This window comes from Yersinia bercovieri ATCC 43970 (assembly GCF_013282745.1).
GTDB lineage: Bacteria > Pseudomonadota > Gammaproteobacteria > Enterobacterales > Enterobacteriaceae > Yersinia > Yersinia bercovieri.
Genome location: NZ_CP054044.1, coordinates 1,088,509 through 1,105,532, shown reverse-complemented (window position 1 = coordinate 1,105,532; position 17,024 = coordinate 1,088,509). Strand labels below are relative to the sequence as shown.

Here is a 17,024-nt window from a genome sequence, read left to right as displayed (position 1 = left end):
TTGGGTATATGTTAAATTATATCCCCTTAAGTTTTTGAGGTTGCCGACTGACAACGCCAATGACTCCGGGTACAAATCTTAGTCTTTTTTGTCTTTGCGAAGCATGGTAACGGAAAAACCGGACCCTGACGACGCTTTGGAGGGGAATGATGTCGCAGCCACCGAAGGTTTTGCTGCTGTATGCCCATCCGGAATCACAGGACTCGGTCGCTAACCGGGTTTTGCTGCAACCGGTGCAGCAGTTAGAGCATGTCACCGTGCACGATCTCTATGCACATTATCCGGATTTCTTTATTGATATTCACCATGAGCAAGAGCTGCTGCGTGAGCATCAAATTATCGTCTTTCAACACCCCCTTTATACCTACAGCTGTCCGGCGCTGCTGAAGGAGTGGCTGGATCGCGTGCTGGCGCGTGGCTTTGCCAATGGCGTCGGCGGACATGCCCTGACCGGTAAATACTGGCGCTCAGTGATCACCACCGGTGAGCCGGAGGGCGCTTATCGGGTGGGTGGCTATAACCGCTATCCAATGGAGGAGATTCTGCGCCCCTTCGAATTGACGGCAGCTATGTGTCATATGCATTGGATGAACCCGATGATTATTTACTGGGCGCGGCGTCAAAAGCCGGAAGTCTTAGCCAGCCATGCGCAAGCTTATGCGCAGTGGTTGCAGTCACCGTTGCCCACAGGGGGGCACTGATATATGGAAGGTTCGGCGCTACTGACTGCCATTTTACTCTTTCTCTTTGCCGCCGTGGTGGCGGTGCCTATTGCCCAGCGGCTGGGGATCGGCGCGGTATTGGGCTACCTGATAGCCGGTATTGCCATCGGCCCGTGGGGTTTGGGCTTTATTCGTGATGTTGACGAAATTTTGCACTTTTCCGAGCTGGGTGTCGTCTTCCTGATGTTTATCATTGGCTTGGAGTTGAATCCGGCCAAGCTCTGGCAACTGCGGCGCTCGATTTTTGGTGTCGGGGCGGGTCAGGTGGTGATAACAGCCAGCGTGTTGGGGGCACTGCTCTATTTCACCCAATTCGCCTGGCAGGCGGCGGTGATCGGCGGCATCGGTTTGGCGATGTCCTCGACGGCGATGGCACTGCAACTGATGCGCGAAAAGGGCATGAACCGCAATGAGGGCGGGCAACTCGGCTTCTCGGTTTTGCTGTTTCAGGATATGGCGGTTATCCCCGCATTGGCGCTGATCCCTATTCTGGCCGGTAGCGGCGGTGAGGCTAATGACTGGGTCAAGATTGGCATCAAAGTCGCGGCCTTTGCCGGCATGTTGATTGGTGGCCGCTATTTGCTGCGCCCCCTGTTCCGCTACATTGTGGCCTCCGGCGTGCGGGAAGTTTTCACCGCCGCCGCGCTACTGGTGGTGCTAGGCTCCGCCCTGTTTATGGATGCGCTGGGCCTATCAATGGCTCTTGGGACATTTATCGCCGGAATATTACTAGCGGAAAGTGAATTCCAGCACGAACTGGAAATTGCCATCGAACCCTTTAAAGGGCTGCTGCTTGGCTTATTCTTCATCTCTGTTGGCATGGCGTTGAATCTTGGTGTGCTGTTCACCCACCTGCTGGATGTATTATTGGGCGTTCTAGCGCTGGTGTTTATCAAAGGCGCGGTGCTGTATGGCCTGGCACGGACCTTCGGTTTGCGCCGTTCGGTGCGGCTACAATTTGCCGGGGTGCTCAGTCAGGGCGGTGAGTTCGCCTTTGTCTTGTTCTCTGCTGCCTTCTCTCAGCACGTTTTTAATGCGGAGCAACTGGCCTTGTTGCTGGTGGTGGTTACACTGTCAATGATGACCACGCCACTCTTGATGCAGCTTATCGACCGCATTTTAGCCCGCCGTTACAATGCGCAGGAAGAGAGCGACGAAAAGCCATTTGTTGAGGACAATGATCCGCAGGTGATTATTGTTGGCTTCGGGCGATTTGGTCAGGTGATTGGCCGCTTGCTGATGGCGAATAAAATGCGGATTACCGTGTTGGAGCGCGATGTCAGTGCCGTCAGTGTGATGCGCAAATATGGCTACAAAGTGTACTATGGTGATGCTACCGAGCTAGAGCTGTTACGTGCCGCTGGAGCGGAGAAAGCCAAAGCCATCGTGATCACCTGTAATGAGCCGGAAGACACCATGACGCTAGTGCATTTGTGTCAGCAGCACTTTCCGAACTTGCACATTTTGGCCCGTGCCAGAGGGCGTGTTGAAGCCCATGAACTGCTGCAAAACGGCGTCAAAGACTTCACCCGCGAGACATTTTCCAGTGCGCTGGAGTTGGGCCGCAAAACCCTATTGGGCTTGGGGATGCATCCCCACCAAGCCTATCGGGCGCAACAACATTTTCGCCGTCTCGATATGCGTATGCTACGTGAATTGGTGCCACAGCATCACGGCGATGTGGCGCAGATCTCTCGAGTTAAAGAGGCCCGCCGTGAACTGGAAGATATTTTCCAACGGGAAATGCTGCATGAAAGTCGGCAGTTAGATGGGTGGGATGAATACGAATAATGTCGGAGAAAACGATGACAATGGCGCTAAATAACAGAGCAAACACCCGCAAAAGGTTTATCGCCGGTGCTGTTTGTCCGCAATGCAATGCATTGGATACATTGGCTTTATGGCGTGAAGATCAGGTTGAAGTGGTGGAGTGTGTGAAGTGCGGCCACCATCAGCGTCAGACCGACAAACAGGTTAGTCAACATGTCCGCCAGAATGAACAAGTGATCGGTATTTTCAATCCGAAGTAGCGTTATCCTTCGCGATTTTTTATGCTGGAGGGTACAGCGGTGCAGATTTCCGCTACAATCTGTGCCAATTTTTGTTCCAAGGGTAGGAGATATCATGAAAGTAGCAAAAGACTTGGTGGTCAGCCTGGCTTACCAGGTACGTACAGAAGACGGTGTTTTAGTTGATGAGTCTCCGGTGAGCGCGCCGTTGGACTACCTGCACGGTCACGGTTCTTTGATCGCAGGTCTGGAAAAAGCGCTTGAAGGCCATGCCGCAGGCGACAGCTTTGATGTGCGCGTCAATGCAGACGAAGGTTACGGCAGCTATGATGAAAATCTGGTGCAGCGCGTACCGAAAGACGTTTTCATGGGCGTTGACGAGCTGGAAGTGGGTATGCGTTTCCTGGCTGATACCGATCAAGGCCCAGTGCCGGTCGAAATCACTGCGGTGGAAGATGAGCACGTTGTGGTTGATGGTAACCATATGCTGGCGGGTCAGGATCTGAACTTCCACGTTGAAGTGGTTGCTATCCGTGAAGCGACAGAAGAAGAGCTGCAACATGGCCACGTCCATGGTGAGCATGACCATCACCACGAACACGGTGACGGTTGCTGCGGCGGCCATGGCCACGATGATCATGACGAAGGTCACGAGCATGGTAAAGGCGGTGGTTGTGGTAAAGGCGGCTGTGGCTGCCACTAAAATCTGACGTTGTCAGTCAAAAGCCAGCCTTGCGGCTGGCTTTTTGCTATTAGCTCATTGTGGTGATCAGTGCTAGCTAATCAACTGGTAGTGCTAACAAAACTAATAGTGGGGAGGGGGTGTTTCTTCTGTTGGCGATGCCATCATTGAAGATTGAGATTCCCGCAATTTGTCGGTCAGTAGGCGTAAATGCTCACGCAGTTTGGTCATTTCCATCTGATGCTCCGTCACGATCAAATTCAGTTCTTCAATCGTCACTTCCTGAAATGCCAAACGACTCTCTAGCATTTCCAGTCGTTGCTCAAACAGGGATTGTTCCATTTTATTTCCTCTCATGACTGCAAACGATGCAGCTACATGTGGCATAGCTGCAAACCATACCTTTTGGCTATTTTCCACTCGATGGCAGTATAGCTAAAATAGCAGTACACGCTAGATTCTACCTGTAAAAGCGTATGATTACCCTGCGAGCGTCAAGATATCTATAAAAACGAAACTTCTTGTAGTAAAAAAAGTCTTAATATCACTTAATAGCATGAGTACTGAGATTGTTTTGTGTTCACACAGGCAGTTATAGTACCAATTACTCTTAAAAATCGTTGCTTGGGGTAAGAGTCCTTAAGCCAATGGAGAAATGGATGAAATCACTGTTTAAAGTAACGCTACTGGCTACCACCATGGCGCTAACCCTGAATACCTCTGCGGTTTTCGCTGCAGAAGCTGCAAAAACTGCCACTGCAGCTGCACCAGCAACGACAAATAGCGCATTTAAGAATGATGACCAGCAATCTGCCTATGCTTTAGGCGCATCATTGGGGCGTTACATGGATAACTCCCTGAAAGAACAAGAAAAGCTGGGGATCAAGCTGGACAAAGACCAGTTGATCGCTGGTGTACAAGATGCTTTCGCTAGCAAAAGCAAATTGACCGACGAAGAGATCGAAAAAACCTTGCAAGGCTTTGAAGCGCGCGTAAAAGCGTCTGCTCAAGCCAAAATGGAGCAAGATGCGAAAGAAAATGCCGATAAAGGCGCTAAATATCGCGAAACTTTCGCTAAAGAAAAAGATGTGAAGAAAACGGCATCTGGCCTGCTGTACAAAGTTGAGAAGGCCGGTAGCGGTGAATCACCAAAAGATAGCGACACCGTTGTAGTGAACTACAAAGGTACGCTGACCGACGGTAGTGAGTTTGATAACTCATACAAACGTGGTGAGCCACTCTCCTTCCGTCTGGATGGCGTTATCCCAGGTTGGACTGAAGGCCTGAAACAGATCAAGAAAGGCGGCAAGATCACTCTGGTTATCCCACCAGAATTGGCTTACGGTAAAACTGGCGTCCCAGGTATCCCTGCTAACTCTACGTTGGTATTTGACGTAGAACTGCTGGATGTGAAAGCGGCACCTAAAGCTGACGCGCCAGAAGAGCAACCTGCTGCTGCGGACACCAAAGCGAAGAAGTAACTTAGCTTCGTTACCGCTCCTGCTGATAACCGCTGCGATAATTGTCGTGGCGGTTTTTTTTGTAGCACATATATCAATTTGCACTTCTGCTCGTTGATAACTTGACGGTTTATGGCTTGTGGGCTTAACGTCAATATCACGCGCAAACGCAAGGATTTTATCTCAGCATATTTGCTAGACTTAAAATCTAAGATATTGAGTTATGAGTCTGCCAACGATATTGAGACAGGCTTTACCTAGAGGATGGTGTCTTCGATGTCTAATTCGCTTCTCAGTAGCGAAACCAGTGAACTGGATTTACTGGATGAACGTCCGTTCAGTCAGACGGATCATGAAATACTAAAATCATACGAAGCAATCGTCGATGGCTTGGCGATGCTTATCGGCAACCACTGTGAAATTGTGCTGCATTCACTGGAAGATCTGAAAAGCTCAGCGGTAAGAATTGCTAACGGTGAACACACCGGGCGGCAAATTGGTTCGCCAATAACTGACCTGGCTCTGCGGATGTTGCACGATATGGCGGGTGCTGACAGCAGTGTCTCGAGAGCTTATTTCACGCGTGCCAAAAGCGGTGTGTTAATGAAGTCCGTCACTATCGCTATCCGTAACCGCGACCAGCGCGTTATTGGCCTGCTGTGCATCAACATGAATCTGGATGTTCCTTTCTCGCAAATCATTCAGACCTTTATGCCGCCGGAAACACAAGAAGTGGCCTCTTCGGTTAACTTTGCCTCTTCGGTCGATGATCTGGTGGCACAAACACTGGAATTCACCATCGAAGAGGTTAATGCCGACCGCAATGTTTCGAATAATGCGAAGAACCGTCAAGTCGTTCTCAATCTGTATGAAAAAGGTATTTTTGATATCAAAGATGCTATCAATCAGGTTGCCGAACGGCTAAATATCTCTAAACACACGGTTTATCTCTATATTCGCCAGTTTAAGAGCGGTGATCTTGTGGGGCATGATCGTTAATGTCGGGCCTGAAATATTGCCTGATGGTCACGGGGCCGGCTTATGGCACCCAGCAGGCCAGTAGCGCTTACCAATTCGCGCAAGCCCTTATCAATTCAGGTCATCACTTAGTCAGCATCTTCTTCTACCGTGAAGGGGTGCTGAATGCGAACCAATTAACTGCGCCGGCCAGTGATGAGTTTGACCTGGTTCGGGCGTGGCAACAATTGGCAACTGAGCATGGTGTACTGCTGAATGTCTGTGTAGCGGCGGCGTTACGTCGTGGTGTGACCGACCAACATGAAGCAGAGCAACTCAATTTGGCGGCGGCGAATCTGCAACCGGGCTTTACTTTGAGTGGTCTGGGTTCATTGGCTGAAGCGGCATTGACGTGTGACCGTATGGTACAATTTTAATGACGATGAAACGCATTGCTTTTGTTTTCACCCAAGGTCCGCACGGCAGTTCCGCTGGGCGGGAAGGGCTGGATGCATTGCTGGCGGCTTCGGCACTGAGCGAAGAGATCGGCGCATTCTTCCTTTCAGATGGTGTTTTGCAACTGCTACCTCAGCAGCAACCTGAAATAATTCTCGCGAGAAACTATATTGCGACTTTCGGTGTCTTACCTCTATACGATGTCGAGAATTGTTATCTCTGCGAAGCCTCGGTACAGCAACGCGGGTTGAGCGAAGTAACAGATTGGGTCCTCGATGTTGAGGTGCTATCTCCGGTGGATTTTGGTCGCCAACTGTCGACTTATGATGTTGTGCTGACTTTTTAATTGAGATTTGGGTCGCTATAATGCTCTATACCGTCAGTCATTCTCCTTATCGTTGCGATTTATCTGCGTTGTTGAGATTAGTCACATCGGAAGATGAGATTCTCTTTCTGCAAGATGGGGTGATGACTGTTTTGAAAAACAGTGAGAGCCTTAAGCTGTTGTTAAATAACCCCGCTTCTCTCTTTGTTTTGGAAGATGATGTTATTGCACGCGGCTTGTCTGGTCAAATTTCAGACAGCGCTACACTAATCAGCTATACTCACTTCGTGGATTTGACCCTAAAACATCAGCAACAACTGGCATGGTAATGCAGTCAATGCTGTATATTTCTTGACACCTTAGATAGTCAGCCATAAAATTCTGCGTCCTCGTTCTCTGCCAGTAGTGCAAACGAGGGGGATTTATCACGTGTTTACGAAGCAAAAAACCAGGAGCTTTTTTAATAATGGCAACGATTAACCAGCTGGTTCGCAAGCCACGCAGCATGAAGGTTGCTAAAAGCAACGTTCCTGCTCTGGAAGCATGCCCGCAGAAACGTGGTGTATGTACCCGCGTATATACCACCACCCCGAAAAAACCTAACTCCGCACTGCGTAAAGTTTGCCGTGTGCGTTTAACTAACGGTTTTGAAGTCACCTCCTACATCGGCGGTGAAGGTCATAACCTTCAGGAACACTCCGTGATCCTGATCCGTGGCGGTCGTGTTAAAGACTTGCCAGGTGTGCGTTACCACACCGTTCGCGGCGCGCTTGACTGCTCAGGTGTTAAAGACCGTAAGCAATCACGTTCTAAGTACGGCGTGAAGAAGCCAAAGGCTTAATGGTTCTCCGTTAAGTAAGGCCAAACATTTTCACATTAATGTCAAAATAAACTCTTAGAGTTTTGGACAACCCTGAATTAACAACGGAGTATTTCCATGCCACGTCGTCGTGTAATTGGTCAGCGTAAAATTTTACCAGATCCTAAGTTCGGATCTGAATTGCTGGCTAAATTTGTAAATATCCTGATGGTAGATGGTAAAAAATCTACTGCAGAAGCAATTGTCTATACCGCGCTGGAAACCCTGGCTCAGCGTTCTGGTAAAGATTTTCTGGAAGCTTTCGAAGTAGCTCTGGATAACGTGCGCCCGACTGTCGAAGTTAAGTCTCGCCGCGTTGGTGGTTCTACTTATCAGGTACCAGTTGAAGTTCGTCCGGTTCGTCGTAATGCCTTGGCAATGCGTTGGATCGTTGATGCTGCTCGTAAACGCGGTGATAAATCCATGGCTTTGCGCTTGGCGAATGAACTGTCTGACGCAGCAGAGAACAAAGGTTCTGCTGTTAAGAAACGTGAAGACGTTCACCGTATGGCCGAAGCTAACAAGGCGTTCGCCCACTACCGCTGGTAATTACCACGCAGTAGTCATGCTAACCATACGGGCTATCTTCTTGAAAGCCCGTATGGGTTAACCGAATGAACGCCCTAGGAATAGAGGAATCAAATGGCTCGTAAAACACCCATTGAGCGCTATCGTAATATCGGTATCAGCGCTCACATCGACGCCGGTAAGACAACCACTACCGAACGTATCCTGTTTTACACCGGTGTAAACCATAAAATCGGTGAAGTTCATGACGGCGCAGCCACCATGGACTGGATGGAACAGGAGCAGGAGCGTGGTATTACCATTACTTCTGCGGCTACTACCTGCTTCTGGTCTGGTATGGCTAAACAGTTCGAACCACATCACGTCAATATCATTGACACCCCTGGACACGTTGACTTCACCATCGAAGTAGAACGTTCTATGCGTGTTCTTGACGGCGCGGTAATGGTTTACTGTGCAGTTGGTGGTGTTCAGCCACAGTCTGAGACCGTATGGCGTCAGGCGAATAAATATAAAGTTCCGCGTATCGCGTTCGTTAACAAAATGGACCGTATGGGCGCGAATTTCCTGAAAGTTGTTGGTCAGATTAAATCTCGTCTGGGCGCGAATCCAGTTCCATTGCAACTGGCTATCGGCGCGGAAGAGAAATTCACCGGTATTATTGACCTGGTGAAAATGAAAGCGATCAACTGGAACGAAGCCGATCAGGGCGTGACCTTCGAATACGAAGAGATCCCTGCTGATATGGTTGAGCTGGCTGCTGAATGGCACCAGAACCTGGTTGAATCTGCTGCAGAAGCGTCAGATGAGCTGATGGATAAGTACTTGGGTGGCGATGAGCTGACCGAAGAAGAGATCAAGAAAGCTCTGCGTAAACGCGTTCTGAACAACGAAATTATCTTGGTTACCTGTGGTTCTGCGTTTAAAAACAAAGGCGTACAGGCAATGCTGGATGCGGTTATCGAATATCTGCCTGCCCCGACTGACGTTGAAGCAATCAACGGTATTCTGGACGACGGTAAAGATACTCCGGCGGTTCGTCACTCATCTGACAAAGAGCCGTTCTCTGCGCTGGCATTTAAAATTGCTACCGACCCGTTTGTTGGTAACCTGACCTTCTTCCGTGTGTACTCGGGTATTGTAAATTCCGGCGACACCGTGCTGAACTCAGTTCGTTCACAGCGTGAACGTCTGGGCCGTATCGTACAGATGCACGCAAACAAACGCGAAGAGATCAAAGAAGTTCATGCAGGCGACATCGCAGCAGCGATCGGTCTGAAAGATGTGACGACGGGTGACACTCTGTGTGATCCAGCGAATCCGATCATCTTGGAACGTATGGAGTTCCCAGAGCCAGTAATCTCTGTTGCAGTTGAACCAAAGACCAAAGCCGACCAAGAAAAAATGGGTATGGCTCTGGGTCGTCTGGCAAAAGAAGATCCATCATTCCGCGTTTGGACTGACGAAGAATCTGGTCAGACTATCATCGCTGGTATGGGTGAGTTGCACTTGGATATCCTGGTTGACCGTATGCGCCGCGAATTTAACGTGGAAGCAAACGTCGGTAAACCTCAGGTTGCATACCGTGAAACTATCCGCGACACCGTTAAGGACGTGGAAGGTAAGCACGCTAAGCAGTCAGGCGGTCGTGGTCAGTACGGTCATGTTGTTATCGACATGTCTCCGTTACCACCGGGTGGCGCTGGGTATGAATTCGTCAACGAAATCGTTGGTGGTTCTATTCCTAAAGAGTTCATCCCTGCTGTTGATAAAGGCATCCAGGAACAACTGAAATCCGGCCCTCTGGCAGGTTATCCGGTTGTTGACGTTAAAGTGCGTCTGCACTACGGTTCTTACCATGACGTCGACTCCTCAGAATTGGCATTTAAATTAGCCGGTTCTATCGCCTTTAAAGAAGGTTTCAGAAGAGCTAAACCAGTTCTGCTTGAGCCTATCATGAAGGTTGAAGTCGAAACCCCAGAAGATTACATGGGTGACGTAATGGGCGACCTTAACCGTCGTCGCGGTATCATCGAAGGTATGGAAGATACAGCTACCGGTAAAACCGTTCGCGTCAAGGTTCCGTTGTCTGAAATGTTCGGTTATGCTACTGACCTGCGTTCTCAGACTCAGGGCCGTGCTTCTTACTCCATGGAATTCCTGGAGTATGCTGAAGCACCTAGTAACGTCGCTAAAGCCGTTATCGAAGCCCGTGGCAAATAAGCTTTCGGGTTTAAAACAATGATCCAGTGCTCTCTCATAAGTGGGAGAGCACAAGAGTAAGGAATATAGTCGTGTCTAAAGAAAAATTTGAACGTAACAAACCCCATGTAAACGTCGGTACTATCGGCCACGTTGACCATGGTAAAACAACTCTGACTGCTGCAATCACCACCGTACTGGCTAAAACCTACGGCGGTAGTGCTCGTGCCTTCGATCAGATCGATAACGCACCAGAAGAAAAAGCACGTGGTATCACCATCAACACTTCTCACGTTGAATATGACACCCCGACTCGTCACTATGCGCACGTTGACTGCCCAGGGCATGCCGACTACGTTAAAAACATGATCACCGGTGCTGCTCAGATGGACGGCGCGATCCTGGTTGTTGCTGCAACTGATGGCCCTATGCCACAGACTCGTGAGCACATCCTGTTGGGCCGTCAGGTTGGCGTTCCATACATGATCGTATTCATGAACAAATGTGACATGGTTGACGATGAAGAGCTGTTGGAATTGGTAGAAATGGAAGTTCGTGAACTTCTTTCTGCTTACGATTTCCCAGGCGACGACATCCCAGTAATCAAAGGTTCAGCGCTGAAAGCACTGGAAGGCGTTCCTGAGTGGGAAGCTAAAATCATTGAATTGGCTGAAGCACTGGATAGCTACATTCCACTGCCAGAACGTGCTATCGATAAGCCATTCTTGCTGCCTATCGAAGACGTATTCTCTATCTCAGGCCGTGGTACTGTTGTAACTGGTCGTGTAGAGCGCGGTATCGTTAAAGTTGGTGAAGAAGTAGAGATCGTTGGTATCAAAGATACTGTTAAATCTACTTGTACTGGCGTTGAAATGTTCCGCAAACTGCTGGACGAAGGTCGTGCTGGTGAGAACGTTGGTGTTCTGCTGCGTGGTATCAAACGTGAAGACATCGAACGTGGTCAAGTTCTGGCTAAACCAGGCTCAATCAAACCACACACTACCTTTGATTCAGAAGTTTATATTCTGAGCAAAGAAGAAGGCGGTCGTCATACTCCGTTCTTCAAAGGTTACCGTCCTCAGTTCTACTTCCGTACAACTGACGTAACAGGTACCATCGAACTGCCAGAAGGCGTTGAAATGGTGATGCCAGGTGACAACATCAACATGGTTGTTACTCTGATTCACCCAATCGCAATGGACGACGGTCTGCGTTTCGCAATCCGTGAAGGCGGCCGTACTGTAGGCGCTGGTGTTGTTGCTAAAGTTATCGCTTAATTGCATTATTGATTAATTACTTTATTGATCAAGTAAAAGGGTGCTTCGGCACCCTTTTTTATTAATGTGCTAAATAATCTTAATTGAAATAACTCGTATTCTTATTTACACTTGAGGAATTGGTTAAGAAGTGAGTCTCTCTATGTACGTTTGTCTGTGTAATGCGATATCTGACAAAGTTATCCGTAAAGTCGTACGTCAGCACCACCCACATACCATTAAGCAGTTGCGTCAGCTAGTACCTATCGGTACAGATTGCGGAAAGTGCATTCGACAGGCCAGAGAAATCTTGATCGAGGAACGCGCTAACATTCCAGAAATGAATGATGTTGCCTAATAGTTAGCAGGGATAAGTTTTCCCCACACTTTGCCATCTGGTACTACACTTTTAGTACTGGAAGCGGAGGGTATAACTATGAAAGGCGATAAAAAAATAATTGCACATCTTAATAAACTACTCGGAAACGAGCTGGTTGCTATCAATCAATATTTTCTTCATGCCCGAATTTTTAAAAATTGGGGGCTGATGCGCCTTAATGATAAGGAGTATCACGAATCCATTGATGAAATGAAGCATGCGGATAAATACATTGAGCGCATTTTATTTCTCGAGGGTATTCCTAACTTGCAAGACTTGGGCAAGTTGAATATCGGTGAAGATGTAGAAGAAATACTGAAATCTGATTTAGCTCTCGAGTTATCCGGGGCGAAGGACTTACGCGAAGGTATTGCGTATGCCGATTCAATCCATGACTATGTCAGCCGAGATTTATTGAAAGAGATCTTGGCGGAAGAAGAGGGTCATATTGATTGGCTTGAAACAGAGCTCAGCCTGATCGAACGCTTGGGGATACAAAACTACTCACAGGCCCAACTGGCGAAAGAATGACAATTATTTACCTGCAAAGCATAAACTAAAGTGAGTATCCGTCAGGAACTCACTTTTGAAGTTTTAGAGTTTACTGTTTCCTACCCTCATCGGGTGTATCCCATTTTCTTTGGTTGATAACTCATCAAGATAAGTTGGCTGATCGAGATAGCTGATTTGGAATTGAGCGCCAGCAGCTAAAGATGCCAACGACTTATCTTCAGGATAAGAGAGCAGCAATGGGAACAGTACCGCTTCCCCAATGATGGCTCTTCGACTTCGATCTGCTGGGCTTAATCCCCATATATTTTGGAATGTTAACGGGTGTCCCTCAGCAGTATTACCGACATATAGCATTATGTGCCCCTTAATATGAATCAGCGTCATAAAAGGGCGACCTCGGCTAGCCAGAAACTTTAAGCGATCCTCTGGTTTCTGGTCACTTAACTCAATTATTTTCCCCTGAGAGGGTTGCTGAGAAGAGTGGGTAGGCAGCCAAAAGCCAAAAGGTAACATCAAGTTTTTTAGTTCACTTGAACAATCGTTATGCCCATATAACCCACCCCACCCATAAGGTTTTCCCAACCTACGCTTGATGAGCGATGAGAAATTTCGATAAGTTGCTGTGAATGGCAGGGAATGTATCTTACCAGGATGAACCTTAGCGACTGCAACCACCGCCTGTTGCTGATCATTTACTACAGGAATCAGAACATGTTGATCATCAAGCTGCGGAAAAAGACTGCCTATACTACCCTGCTTATAAATTCGAGATAACTTTGACCCAGCGAGAGATACATTGTCATCAATGATTGCAGCCATTTTATGGTGGGCAGCTTGTCGCCATTTGTGGATAAAAGCCTTATCGGTATAAGCAATCGAATTCGAAGGAACCCATCCCAGTACATCGGGGGTTAAAATAAACGTCCAAAGCCCATCAAGTGTATACCCTAGACTATAAATTGGCGTCGCCAAATGTAAATGAGTTTCTTGTAAGTTATCAAAAGGATAACCCTCACCTGCTATGGTGTCGCTATAAAAACTAGGATCAAACGTCGGTAAAACCCTCACTGAGGTATCAGTTATCGTAATTCCTCGTTGTTCCGGTTGAAAGTGTAATTTGTTGAACTGCACGAGCTGAATGTTATTACGGATAGTATCCAACCACTGAATTCCGTGGGGACGATAATTGCTACCGTAATTAATAATATCTTTTTGGCGGTATGCATTGTCGAAATCATCTAACTTGCGTTTGATGTAGAGAGCAATACTGCCTGCCCCACTTGGCTGCAGGTGCGTCTGGACATAACGCTCTTCCCAAGGGGAAGCATCCGTTGGCATGCCACCAAAATATTGCGCCAGTAGATTAGCTAATGCGCGCTGCTGTAGCTCAGCAGATACCAGAGGTTGATTATAACTAGGGCTATTTTCTGGAAACCAGTAAGTGACGTTTTGCGTGTAAGCTTGTAGTGGAAACAGTGAGCGTAACTCTGCTGCGACGGCGACGTTGGTGATACAGCTTGTCATAAGCAGTAATAAGATACTCTGACAGTGATAGTGGGTCATAAGATGAATCCTTTTGTGCGTATCGGTGAAGTTCACCGTTCCACTTCCTGGCTTTACCAGAATTCCTTTCAATCCAACCAATAGTAACCCTGTGTGATAATAAATAAATTCACTAAAACTAACGGCATTCTGCCAAATTTGTAAGTTTCCGCATAGATTTCCAACAGTGGCTTGCTTCCTGCTGTTATTTACGTATAATGCGCGGGCCTACCTAATCTTGATAGGTCAGATTGAAACTAATCTGTCAGTCACAGCCTAGTGTTGTAACTGAACAATACTCCCGATATGGGGGTTATATGTTGAACGATTACACTCCCCCATCAATCGAAATGGGTGCGAGGAGTAATCATTTACGTTTATAAATAATTGGAGCTCTGGTCTCATGCAGAACCAAAGAATCCGTATCCGCCTGAAAGCGTTTGATCATCGTTTGATCGATCAATCAACTGCGGAAATCGTCGAGACTGCCAAGCGCACTGGTGCGCAGGTTCGTGGTCCGATCCCGCTGCCAACTCGCAAAGAGCGCTTTACTGTTCTGATCTCTCCGCACGTCAATAAAGATGCGCGCGATCAGTACGAAATTCGCACTCACAAGCGTCTAGTTGACATCGTTGAGCCAACCGAGAAAACCGTTGATGCTCTGATGCGTCTGGATCTGGCTGCCGGTGTAGACGTGCAGATCAGCCTGGGTTAATCAGGTCATTGAGCGATTGAGAGGTTGAAACAATGATTGGTTTAGTCGGTAAAAAAGTGGGCATGACTCGTATCTTCACTGAAGATGGCGTTTCAATCCCAGTAACTGTTATCGAAATTGAAGCGAACCGCGTAACTCAGGTCAAAAGCCTGGAGAACGACGGATACCGTGCTGTGCAAGTAACTACCGGTGCTAAAAAAGCTAACCGCGTTACTAAACCAGAAGCGGGTCATTTCGCTAAAGCTGGCGTAGAAGCTGGCCGTGGTCTGTGGGAATTCCGCCTTCCAGAAGGTCAAGAGTTTACTGCTGGTCAAGAAATTAGCGTCGAAATTTTTGCAGACGTTAAGAAAGTCGACGTTACAGGTACGTCTAAAGGTAAAGGTTTTGCCGGTACTGTTAAGCGCTGGAACTTCCGTACCCAAGATGCTACCCATGGTAACTCCTTGTCTCACCGTGTTCCGGGTTCTATCGGTCAAAACCAGACTCCGGGCAAAGTGTTCAAAGGCAAGAAAATGGCTGGCCACCTGGGTGACGAACGTGTAACCGTTCAAAGCCTGGACGTAGTACGTGTTGACGCTGAGCGCAACCTGCTGTTGGTTAAGGGTGCTGTACCGGGCGCAACCGGTGGCAACCTGATCGTTAAACCAGCTGTGAAGGCGTAAGGGGATAGCAATGGAATTAGTATTGAAAGACGCGCAAGGCGCGCTGACTGTTTCCGAAACTACCTTCGGTCGTGATTTCAACGAAGCGCTGGTACATCAGGTTGTTGTTGCTTATGCAGCAGGTGCCCGTCAAGGTACTCGTGCTCAGAAGACCCGCGCTGAAGTAACAGGTTCCGGTAAGAAGCCGTGGCGTCAAAAAGGCACCGGCCGTGCGCGTGCAGGTTCTGTAAAGAGCCCAATCTGGCGTTCAGGTGGTGTGACCTTTGCTGCGAAGCCTCAGGATCACAGTCAGAAAGTAAATAAAAAGATGTACCGCGGCGCGCTGAAAAGCATTCTGTCCGAACTGGTACGTCAAGATCGTCTGATCATTGTCGAAAAGTTCTCTGTTGAAGCACCTAAAACTAAGTTGCTGGCGCAGAAACTGAAAGATATGGCTCTGGAAGATGTGCTGATCGTAACGGGTGAACTGGACGAGAACTTGTTCTTGGCAGCTCGCAACCTGTACAAGGTTGACGTTCGCGATGTAGCCGGTATCGACCCAGTTAGCCTGATCGCCTTCGACAAGGTGGTTATGACTGCTGATGCTGTGAAGCAAGTTGAGGAGATGCTGGCATGATTCGTGAAGAACGTCTGCTGAAAGTACTGCGCGCGCCGCATGTATCTGAAAAAGCGTCCGCTGCGATGGAAAAGAATAACACCATCGTTCTCAAAGTTGCCAAAGACGCGACCAAAGCAGAAATTAAAGCTGCAGTGCAGAAACTGTTTGAAGTCGAAGTCGAAGACGTTAACACCTTGCTGGTTAAAGGCAAGAGTAAGCGTCACGGTCAGCGTGTTGGTCGTCGTAGCGACTGGAAAAAAGCTTACGTCACCCTGAAAGAAGGCCAGAATCTGGACTTCATCGGCGGCGCAGAGTAAGTCGGAGGAGTAAACAATGGCAATTGTTAAATGTAAACCTACATCTCCGGGTCGTCGCCACGTTGTTAAAGTGGTTAACCCTGAGCTGCACAAGGGTAAGCCTTATGCCCCGTTGCTTGAAGCATTAAGCAAAAGCGGTGGCCGTAACAACAATGGCCGTATCACTACCCGTCATATCGGTGGTGGCCACAAGCAACATTATCGTCTGGTTGACTTCAAACGCAACAAAGATGGTATCCCTGCTGTGGTTGAGCGTCTGGAGTACGATCCGAACCGTTCCGCGAACATCGCGTTGGTTCTGTACAAAGACGGCGAACGCCGTTACATCCTGGCGCCGAAAGGCCTGAAAGCTGGTGACCAGATTCAATCTGGCGTTGATGCTGCAATTAAAGCAGGTAATACCCTGCCTATGCGTAACATCCCAGTTGGTTCAACGGTTCATAACGTAGAAATGAAACCAGGTAAAGGCGGCCAATTGGCTCGTTCTGCTGGTGCATACGTTCAGATCGTTGCTCGTGACGGTTCCTACGTTACTCTGCGTCTGCGCTCCGGCGAAATGCGCAAGGTTCTAGCTGATTGCCGCGCCACCTTAGGTGAAGTCGGTAACGCTGAACACATGCTGCGTGTCCTGGGTAAAGCAGGTGCTAGTCGTTGGCGTGGTATTCGTCCTACCGTTCGCGGTACGGCGATGAACCCGGTAGATCACCCACACGGTGGTGGTGAAGGTCGTAACTTTGGTAAGCACCCGGTAACCCCGTGGGGCGTTCAGACCAAAGGTAAGAAGACCCGTAGCAACAAGCGTACTGATAAGTTCATCGTACGTCGCCGTAGTAAAAAATAAT

Annotated in this window: 22 protein-coding genes; 20 read left to right on the top strand and 2 right to left on the bottom strand. The window is 48.4% G+C overall.

Annotated elements, in window-relative coordinates; genetic code table 11:
- The first annotated feature begins 149 nt into the window (after nt 1-149).
- From kefG to slyD, 4 genes are all read left to right on the top strand, one after another.
- Nucleotides 150-701: a glutathione-regulated potassium-efflux system ancillary protein KefG gene (gene kefG / locus HRK25_RS05110; protein ID WP_032896785.1), complete on the top strand. Its 552-nt coding sequence runs from the start codon at nt 150-152 to the stop codon at nt 699-701.
- A gap of 3 nt (nt 702-704) precedes the next feature.
- On the top strand, nt 705-2,513 hold the full coding sequence (gene kefB / locus HRK25_RS05105) for a glutathione-regulated potassium-efflux system protein KefB (protein ID WP_005271763.1): 1,809 nt from the start codon (nt 705-707) through the stop codon (nt 2,511-2,513).
- Nucleotides 2,514-2,527: 14 nt separating this feature from the next.
- Nucleotides 2,528-2,752: a YheV family putative zinc ribbon protein gene (locus tag HRK25_RS05100; RefSeq protein WP_032896787.1), complete on the top strand. Its 225-nt coding sequence runs from the start codon at nt 2,528-2,530 to the stop codon at nt 2,750-2,752.
- A 94-nt stretch (nt 2,753-2,846) separates the two neighbouring features.
- A complete protein-coding gene (gene slyD, locus HRK25_RS05095) occupies nt 2,847-3,434 on the top strand; it encodes a peptidylprolyl isomerase (RefSeq protein ID WP_005271774.1) in 588 nt (195 codons plus the stop codon).
- 102 nt (nt 3,435-3,536) lie between these two features.
- Here slyD and HRK25_RS05090 read toward each other — a convergent pair whose 3' ends face one another.
- Nucleotides 3,537-3,755, bottom strand: a complete 219-nt coding sequence (locus tag HRK25_RS05090) for a protein SlyX (RefSeq protein WP_005271776.1) — start codon at nt 3,753-3,755, stop codon at nt 3,537-3,539.
- 317 nt (nt 3,756-4,072) lie between these two features.
- Between HRK25_RS05090 and fkpA the strand changes: the two genes are divergently transcribed.
- From fkpA to bfr, 11 genes are all read left to right on the top strand, one after another.
- The gene (gene fkpA, locus HRK25_RS05085) at nt 4,073-4,894 is read left to right on the top strand and encodes an FKBP-type peptidyl-prolyl cis-trans isomerase (RefSeq protein ID WP_032896789.1); all 822 of its coding nucleotides are present in this window, start codon (nt 4,073-4,075) and stop codon (nt 4,892-4,894) included.
- A gap of 255 nt (nt 4,895-5,149) precedes the next feature.
- A complete protein-coding gene (locus HRK25_RS05080; protein ID WP_005271779.1) occupies nt 5,150-5,872 on the top strand; it encodes a helix-turn-helix transcriptional regulator in 723 nt (240 codons plus the stop codon).
- Nucleotides 5,872-6,267: a sulfurtransferase complex subunit TusD gene (tusD, locus tag HRK25_RS05075; protein WP_032896791.1), complete on the top strand. Its 396-nt coding sequence runs from the start codon at nt 5,872-5,874 to the stop codon at nt 6,265-6,267. The genes HRK25_RS05080 and tusD overlap by 1 nt, the downstream gene beginning before the upstream one ends.
- Nucleotides 6,267-6,632 (top strand): sulfurtransferase complex subunit TusC, encoded by a 366-nt coding sequence (tusC, locus tag HRK25_RS05070; protein ID WP_072188487.1) that lies wholly within the window; start codon nt 6,267-6,269, stop codon nt 6,630-6,632. Before tusD ends, tusC begins: the two co-directional genes overlap by 1 nt.
- Before the next feature lie 20 nt (nt 6,633-6,652).
- A complete protein-coding gene (gene tusB / locus HRK25_RS05065; protein ID WP_005271785.1) occupies nt 6,653-6,940 on the top strand; it encodes a sulfurtransferase complex subunit TusB in 288 nt (95 codons plus the stop codon).
- A 137-nt stretch (nt 6,941-7,077) separates the two neighbouring features.
- Nucleotides 7,078-7,452: a 30S ribosomal protein S12 gene (rpsL, locus tag HRK25_RS05060; RefSeq protein ID WP_002212323.1), complete on the top strand. Its 375-nt coding sequence runs from the start codon at nt 7,078-7,080 to the stop codon at nt 7,450-7,452.
- Between the two features lie 96 nt (nt 7,453-7,548).
- Nucleotides 7,549-8,019 carry a 30S ribosomal protein S7 gene (gene rpsG, locus HRK25_RS05055; protein ID WP_002212324.1) on the top strand — a complete coding sequence of 157 codons (471 nt, stop codon included), beginning with the start codon at nt 7,549-7,551 and terminating at the stop codon, nt 8,017-8,019.
- Between the two features lie 93 nt (nt 8,020-8,112).
- On the top strand, nt 8,113-10,221 hold the full coding sequence (gene fusA / locus HRK25_RS05050) for an elongation factor G (RefSeq protein WP_005271791.1): 2,109 nt from the start codon (nt 8,113-8,115) through the stop codon (nt 10,219-10,221).
- Between the two features lie 71 nt (nt 10,222-10,292).
- Entirely contained in the window at nt 10,293-11,477 is a 1,185-nt protein-coding gene (gene tuf, locus HRK25_RS05045) for an elongation factor Tu (protein ID WP_005271793.1), read from the top strand.
- 142 nt (nt 11,478-11,619) lie between these two features.
- Nucleotides 11,620-11,814, top strand: a complete 195-nt coding sequence (gene bfd / locus HRK25_RS05040) for a bacterioferritin-associated ferredoxin (protein ID WP_032896793.1) — start codon at nt 11,620-11,622, stop codon at nt 11,812-11,814.
- Between the two features lie 78 nt (nt 11,815-11,892).
- Complete coding sequence (gene bfr, locus HRK25_RS05035; RefSeq protein ID WP_005271795.1) at nt 11,893-12,366, top strand: bacterioferritin; 474 nt, start codon at nt 11,893-11,895, stop codon at nt 12,364-12,366.
- A 63-nt stretch (nt 12,367-12,429) separates the two neighbouring features.
- Here bfr and HRK25_RS05030 read toward each other — a convergent pair whose 3' ends face one another.
- Nucleotides 12,430-13,911 (bottom strand): C40 family peptidase, encoded by a 1,482-nt coding sequence (locus HRK25_RS05030; RefSeq protein WP_050413674.1) that lies wholly within the window; start codon nt 13,909-13,911, stop codon nt 12,430-12,432.
- A 382-nt stretch (nt 13,912-14,293) separates the two neighbouring features.
- On the opposite strand from HRK25_RS05030, the gene rpsJ reads away from it, so the two are divergent.
- Genes rpsJ through rplB form a run of 5 tightly spaced genes read left to right on the top strand, consistent with a single transcriptional unit; the run spans nt 14,294 to nt 17,023 of the window.
- The gene (gene rpsJ / locus HRK25_RS05025; RefSeq protein ID WP_001181005.1) at nt 14,294-14,605 is read left to right on the top strand and encodes a 30S ribosomal protein S10; all 312 of its coding nucleotides are present in this window, start codon (nt 14,294-14,296) and stop codon (nt 14,603-14,605) included.
- A 32-nt stretch (nt 14,606-14,637) separates the two neighbouring features.
- Nucleotides 14,638-15,267, top strand: coding sequence for a 50S ribosomal protein L3 (rplC, locus tag HRK25_RS05020; RefSeq protein WP_004709250.1), 630 nt, complete (start codon nt 14,638-14,640; stop codon nt 15,265-15,267).
- A gap of 10 nt (nt 15,268-15,277) precedes the next feature.
- Nucleotides 15,278-15,883 (top strand): 50S ribosomal protein L4, encoded by a 606-nt coding sequence (gene rplD / locus HRK25_RS05015; protein ID WP_004716380.1) that lies wholly within the window; start codon nt 15,278-15,280, stop codon nt 15,881-15,883.
- A complete protein-coding gene (gene rplW / locus HRK25_RS05010) occupies nt 15,880-16,182 on the top strand; it encodes a 50S ribosomal protein L23 (protein WP_005159841.1) in 303 nt (100 codons plus the stop codon). Before rplD ends, rplW begins: the two co-directional genes overlap by 4 nt.
- 16 nt (nt 16,183-16,198) lie before the next feature.
- Entirely contained in the window at nt 16,199-17,023 is an 825-nt protein-coding gene (rplB, locus tag HRK25_RS05005; protein WP_005271802.1) for a 50S ribosomal protein L2, read from the top strand.
- The last annotated feature ends 1 nt before the right edge of the window (nt 17,024 follow it).

What these genes read in the sequence shown, in the direction of transcription:
- rplB (WP_005271802.1), top strand. Translation starts at nt 16,199, where the DNA reads ATGGCAATTGTTAAATGTAAACCTACATCTCCGGGTCGTCGCCACGTT.
- fusA (WP_005271791.1), top strand. Translation starts at nt 8,113, where the DNA reads ATGGCTCGTAAAACACCCATTGAGCGCTATCGTAATATCGGTATCAGC.
- rplW (WP_005159841.1), top strand. Translation starts at nt 15,880, where the DNA reads ATGATTCGTGAAGAACGTCTGCTGAAAGTACTGCGCGCGCCGCATGTA.
- rplD (WP_004716380.1), top strand. Translation starts at nt 15,278, where the DNA reads ATGGAATTAGTATTGAAAGACGCGCAAGGCGCGCTGACTGTTTCCGAA.
- rpsG (WP_002212324.1), top strand. Translation starts at nt 7,549, where the DNA reads ATGCCACGTCGTCGTGTAATTGGTCAGCGTAAAATTTTACCAGATCCT.
- tusB (WP_005271785.1), top strand. Translation starts at nt 6,653, where the DNA reads ATGCTCTATACCGTCAGTCATTCTCCTTATCGTTGCGATTTATCTGCG.
- bfd (WP_032896793.1), top strand. Translation starts at nt 11,620, where the DNA reads ATGTACGTTTGTCTGTGTAATGCGATATCTGACAAAGTTATCCGTAAA.
- bfr (WP_005271795.1), top strand. Translation starts at nt 11,893, where the DNA reads ATGAAAGGCGATAAAAAAATAATTGCACATCTTAATAAACTACTCGGA.
- rpsL (WP_002212323.1), top strand. Translation starts at nt 7,078, where the DNA reads ATGGCAACGATTAACCAGCTGGTTCGCAAGCCACGCAGCATGAAGGTT.
- slyD (WP_005271774.1), top strand. Translation starts at nt 2,847, where the DNA reads ATGAAAGTAGCAAAAGACTTGGTGGTCAGCCTGGCTTACCAGGTACGT.
- tusD (WP_032896791.1), top strand. Translation starts at nt 5,872, where the DNA reads ATGTCGGGCCTGAAATATTGCCTGATGGTCACGGGGCCGGCTTATGGC.
- rpsJ (WP_001181005.1), top strand. Translation starts at nt 14,294, where the DNA reads ATGCAGAACCAAAGAATCCGTATCCGCCTGAAAGCGTTTGATCATCGT.
- HRK25_RS05100 (WP_032896787.1), top strand. Translation starts at nt 2,528, where the DNA reads ATGACAATGGCGCTAAATAACAGAGCAAACACCCGCAAAAGGTTTATC.
- HRK25_RS05080 (WP_005271779.1), top strand. Translation starts at nt 5,150, where the DNA reads ATGTCTAATTCGCTTCTCAGTAGCGAAACCAGTGAACTGGATTTACTG.
- HRK25_RS05030 (WP_050413674.1), bottom strand. Translation starts at nt 13,911, where the DNA reads ATGACCCACTATCACTGTCAGAGTATCTTATTACTGCTTATGACAAGC.
- rplC (WP_004709250.1), top strand. Translation starts at nt 14,638, where the DNA reads ATGATTGGTTTAGTCGGTAAAAAAGTGGGCATGACTCGTATCTTCACT.
- tusC (WP_072188487.1), top strand. Translation starts at nt 6,267, where the DNA reads ATGACGATGAAACGCATTGCTTTTGTTTTCACCCAAGGTCCGCACGGC.
- kefG (WP_032896785.1), top strand. Translation starts at nt 150, where the DNA reads ATGTCGCAGCCACCGAAGGTTTTGCTGCTGTATGCCCATCCGGAATCA.
- kefB (WP_005271763.1), top strand. Translation starts at nt 705, where the DNA reads ATGGAAGGTTCGGCGCTACTGACTGCCATTTTACTCTTTCTCTTTGCC.
- HRK25_RS05090 (WP_005271776.1), bottom strand. Translation starts at nt 3,755, where the DNA reads ATGGAACAATCCCTGTTTGAGCAACGACTGGAAATGCTAGAGAGTCGT.
- fkpA (WP_032896789.1), top strand. Translation starts at nt 4,073, where the DNA reads ATGAAATCACTGTTTAAAGTAACGCTACTGGCTACCACCATGGCGCTA.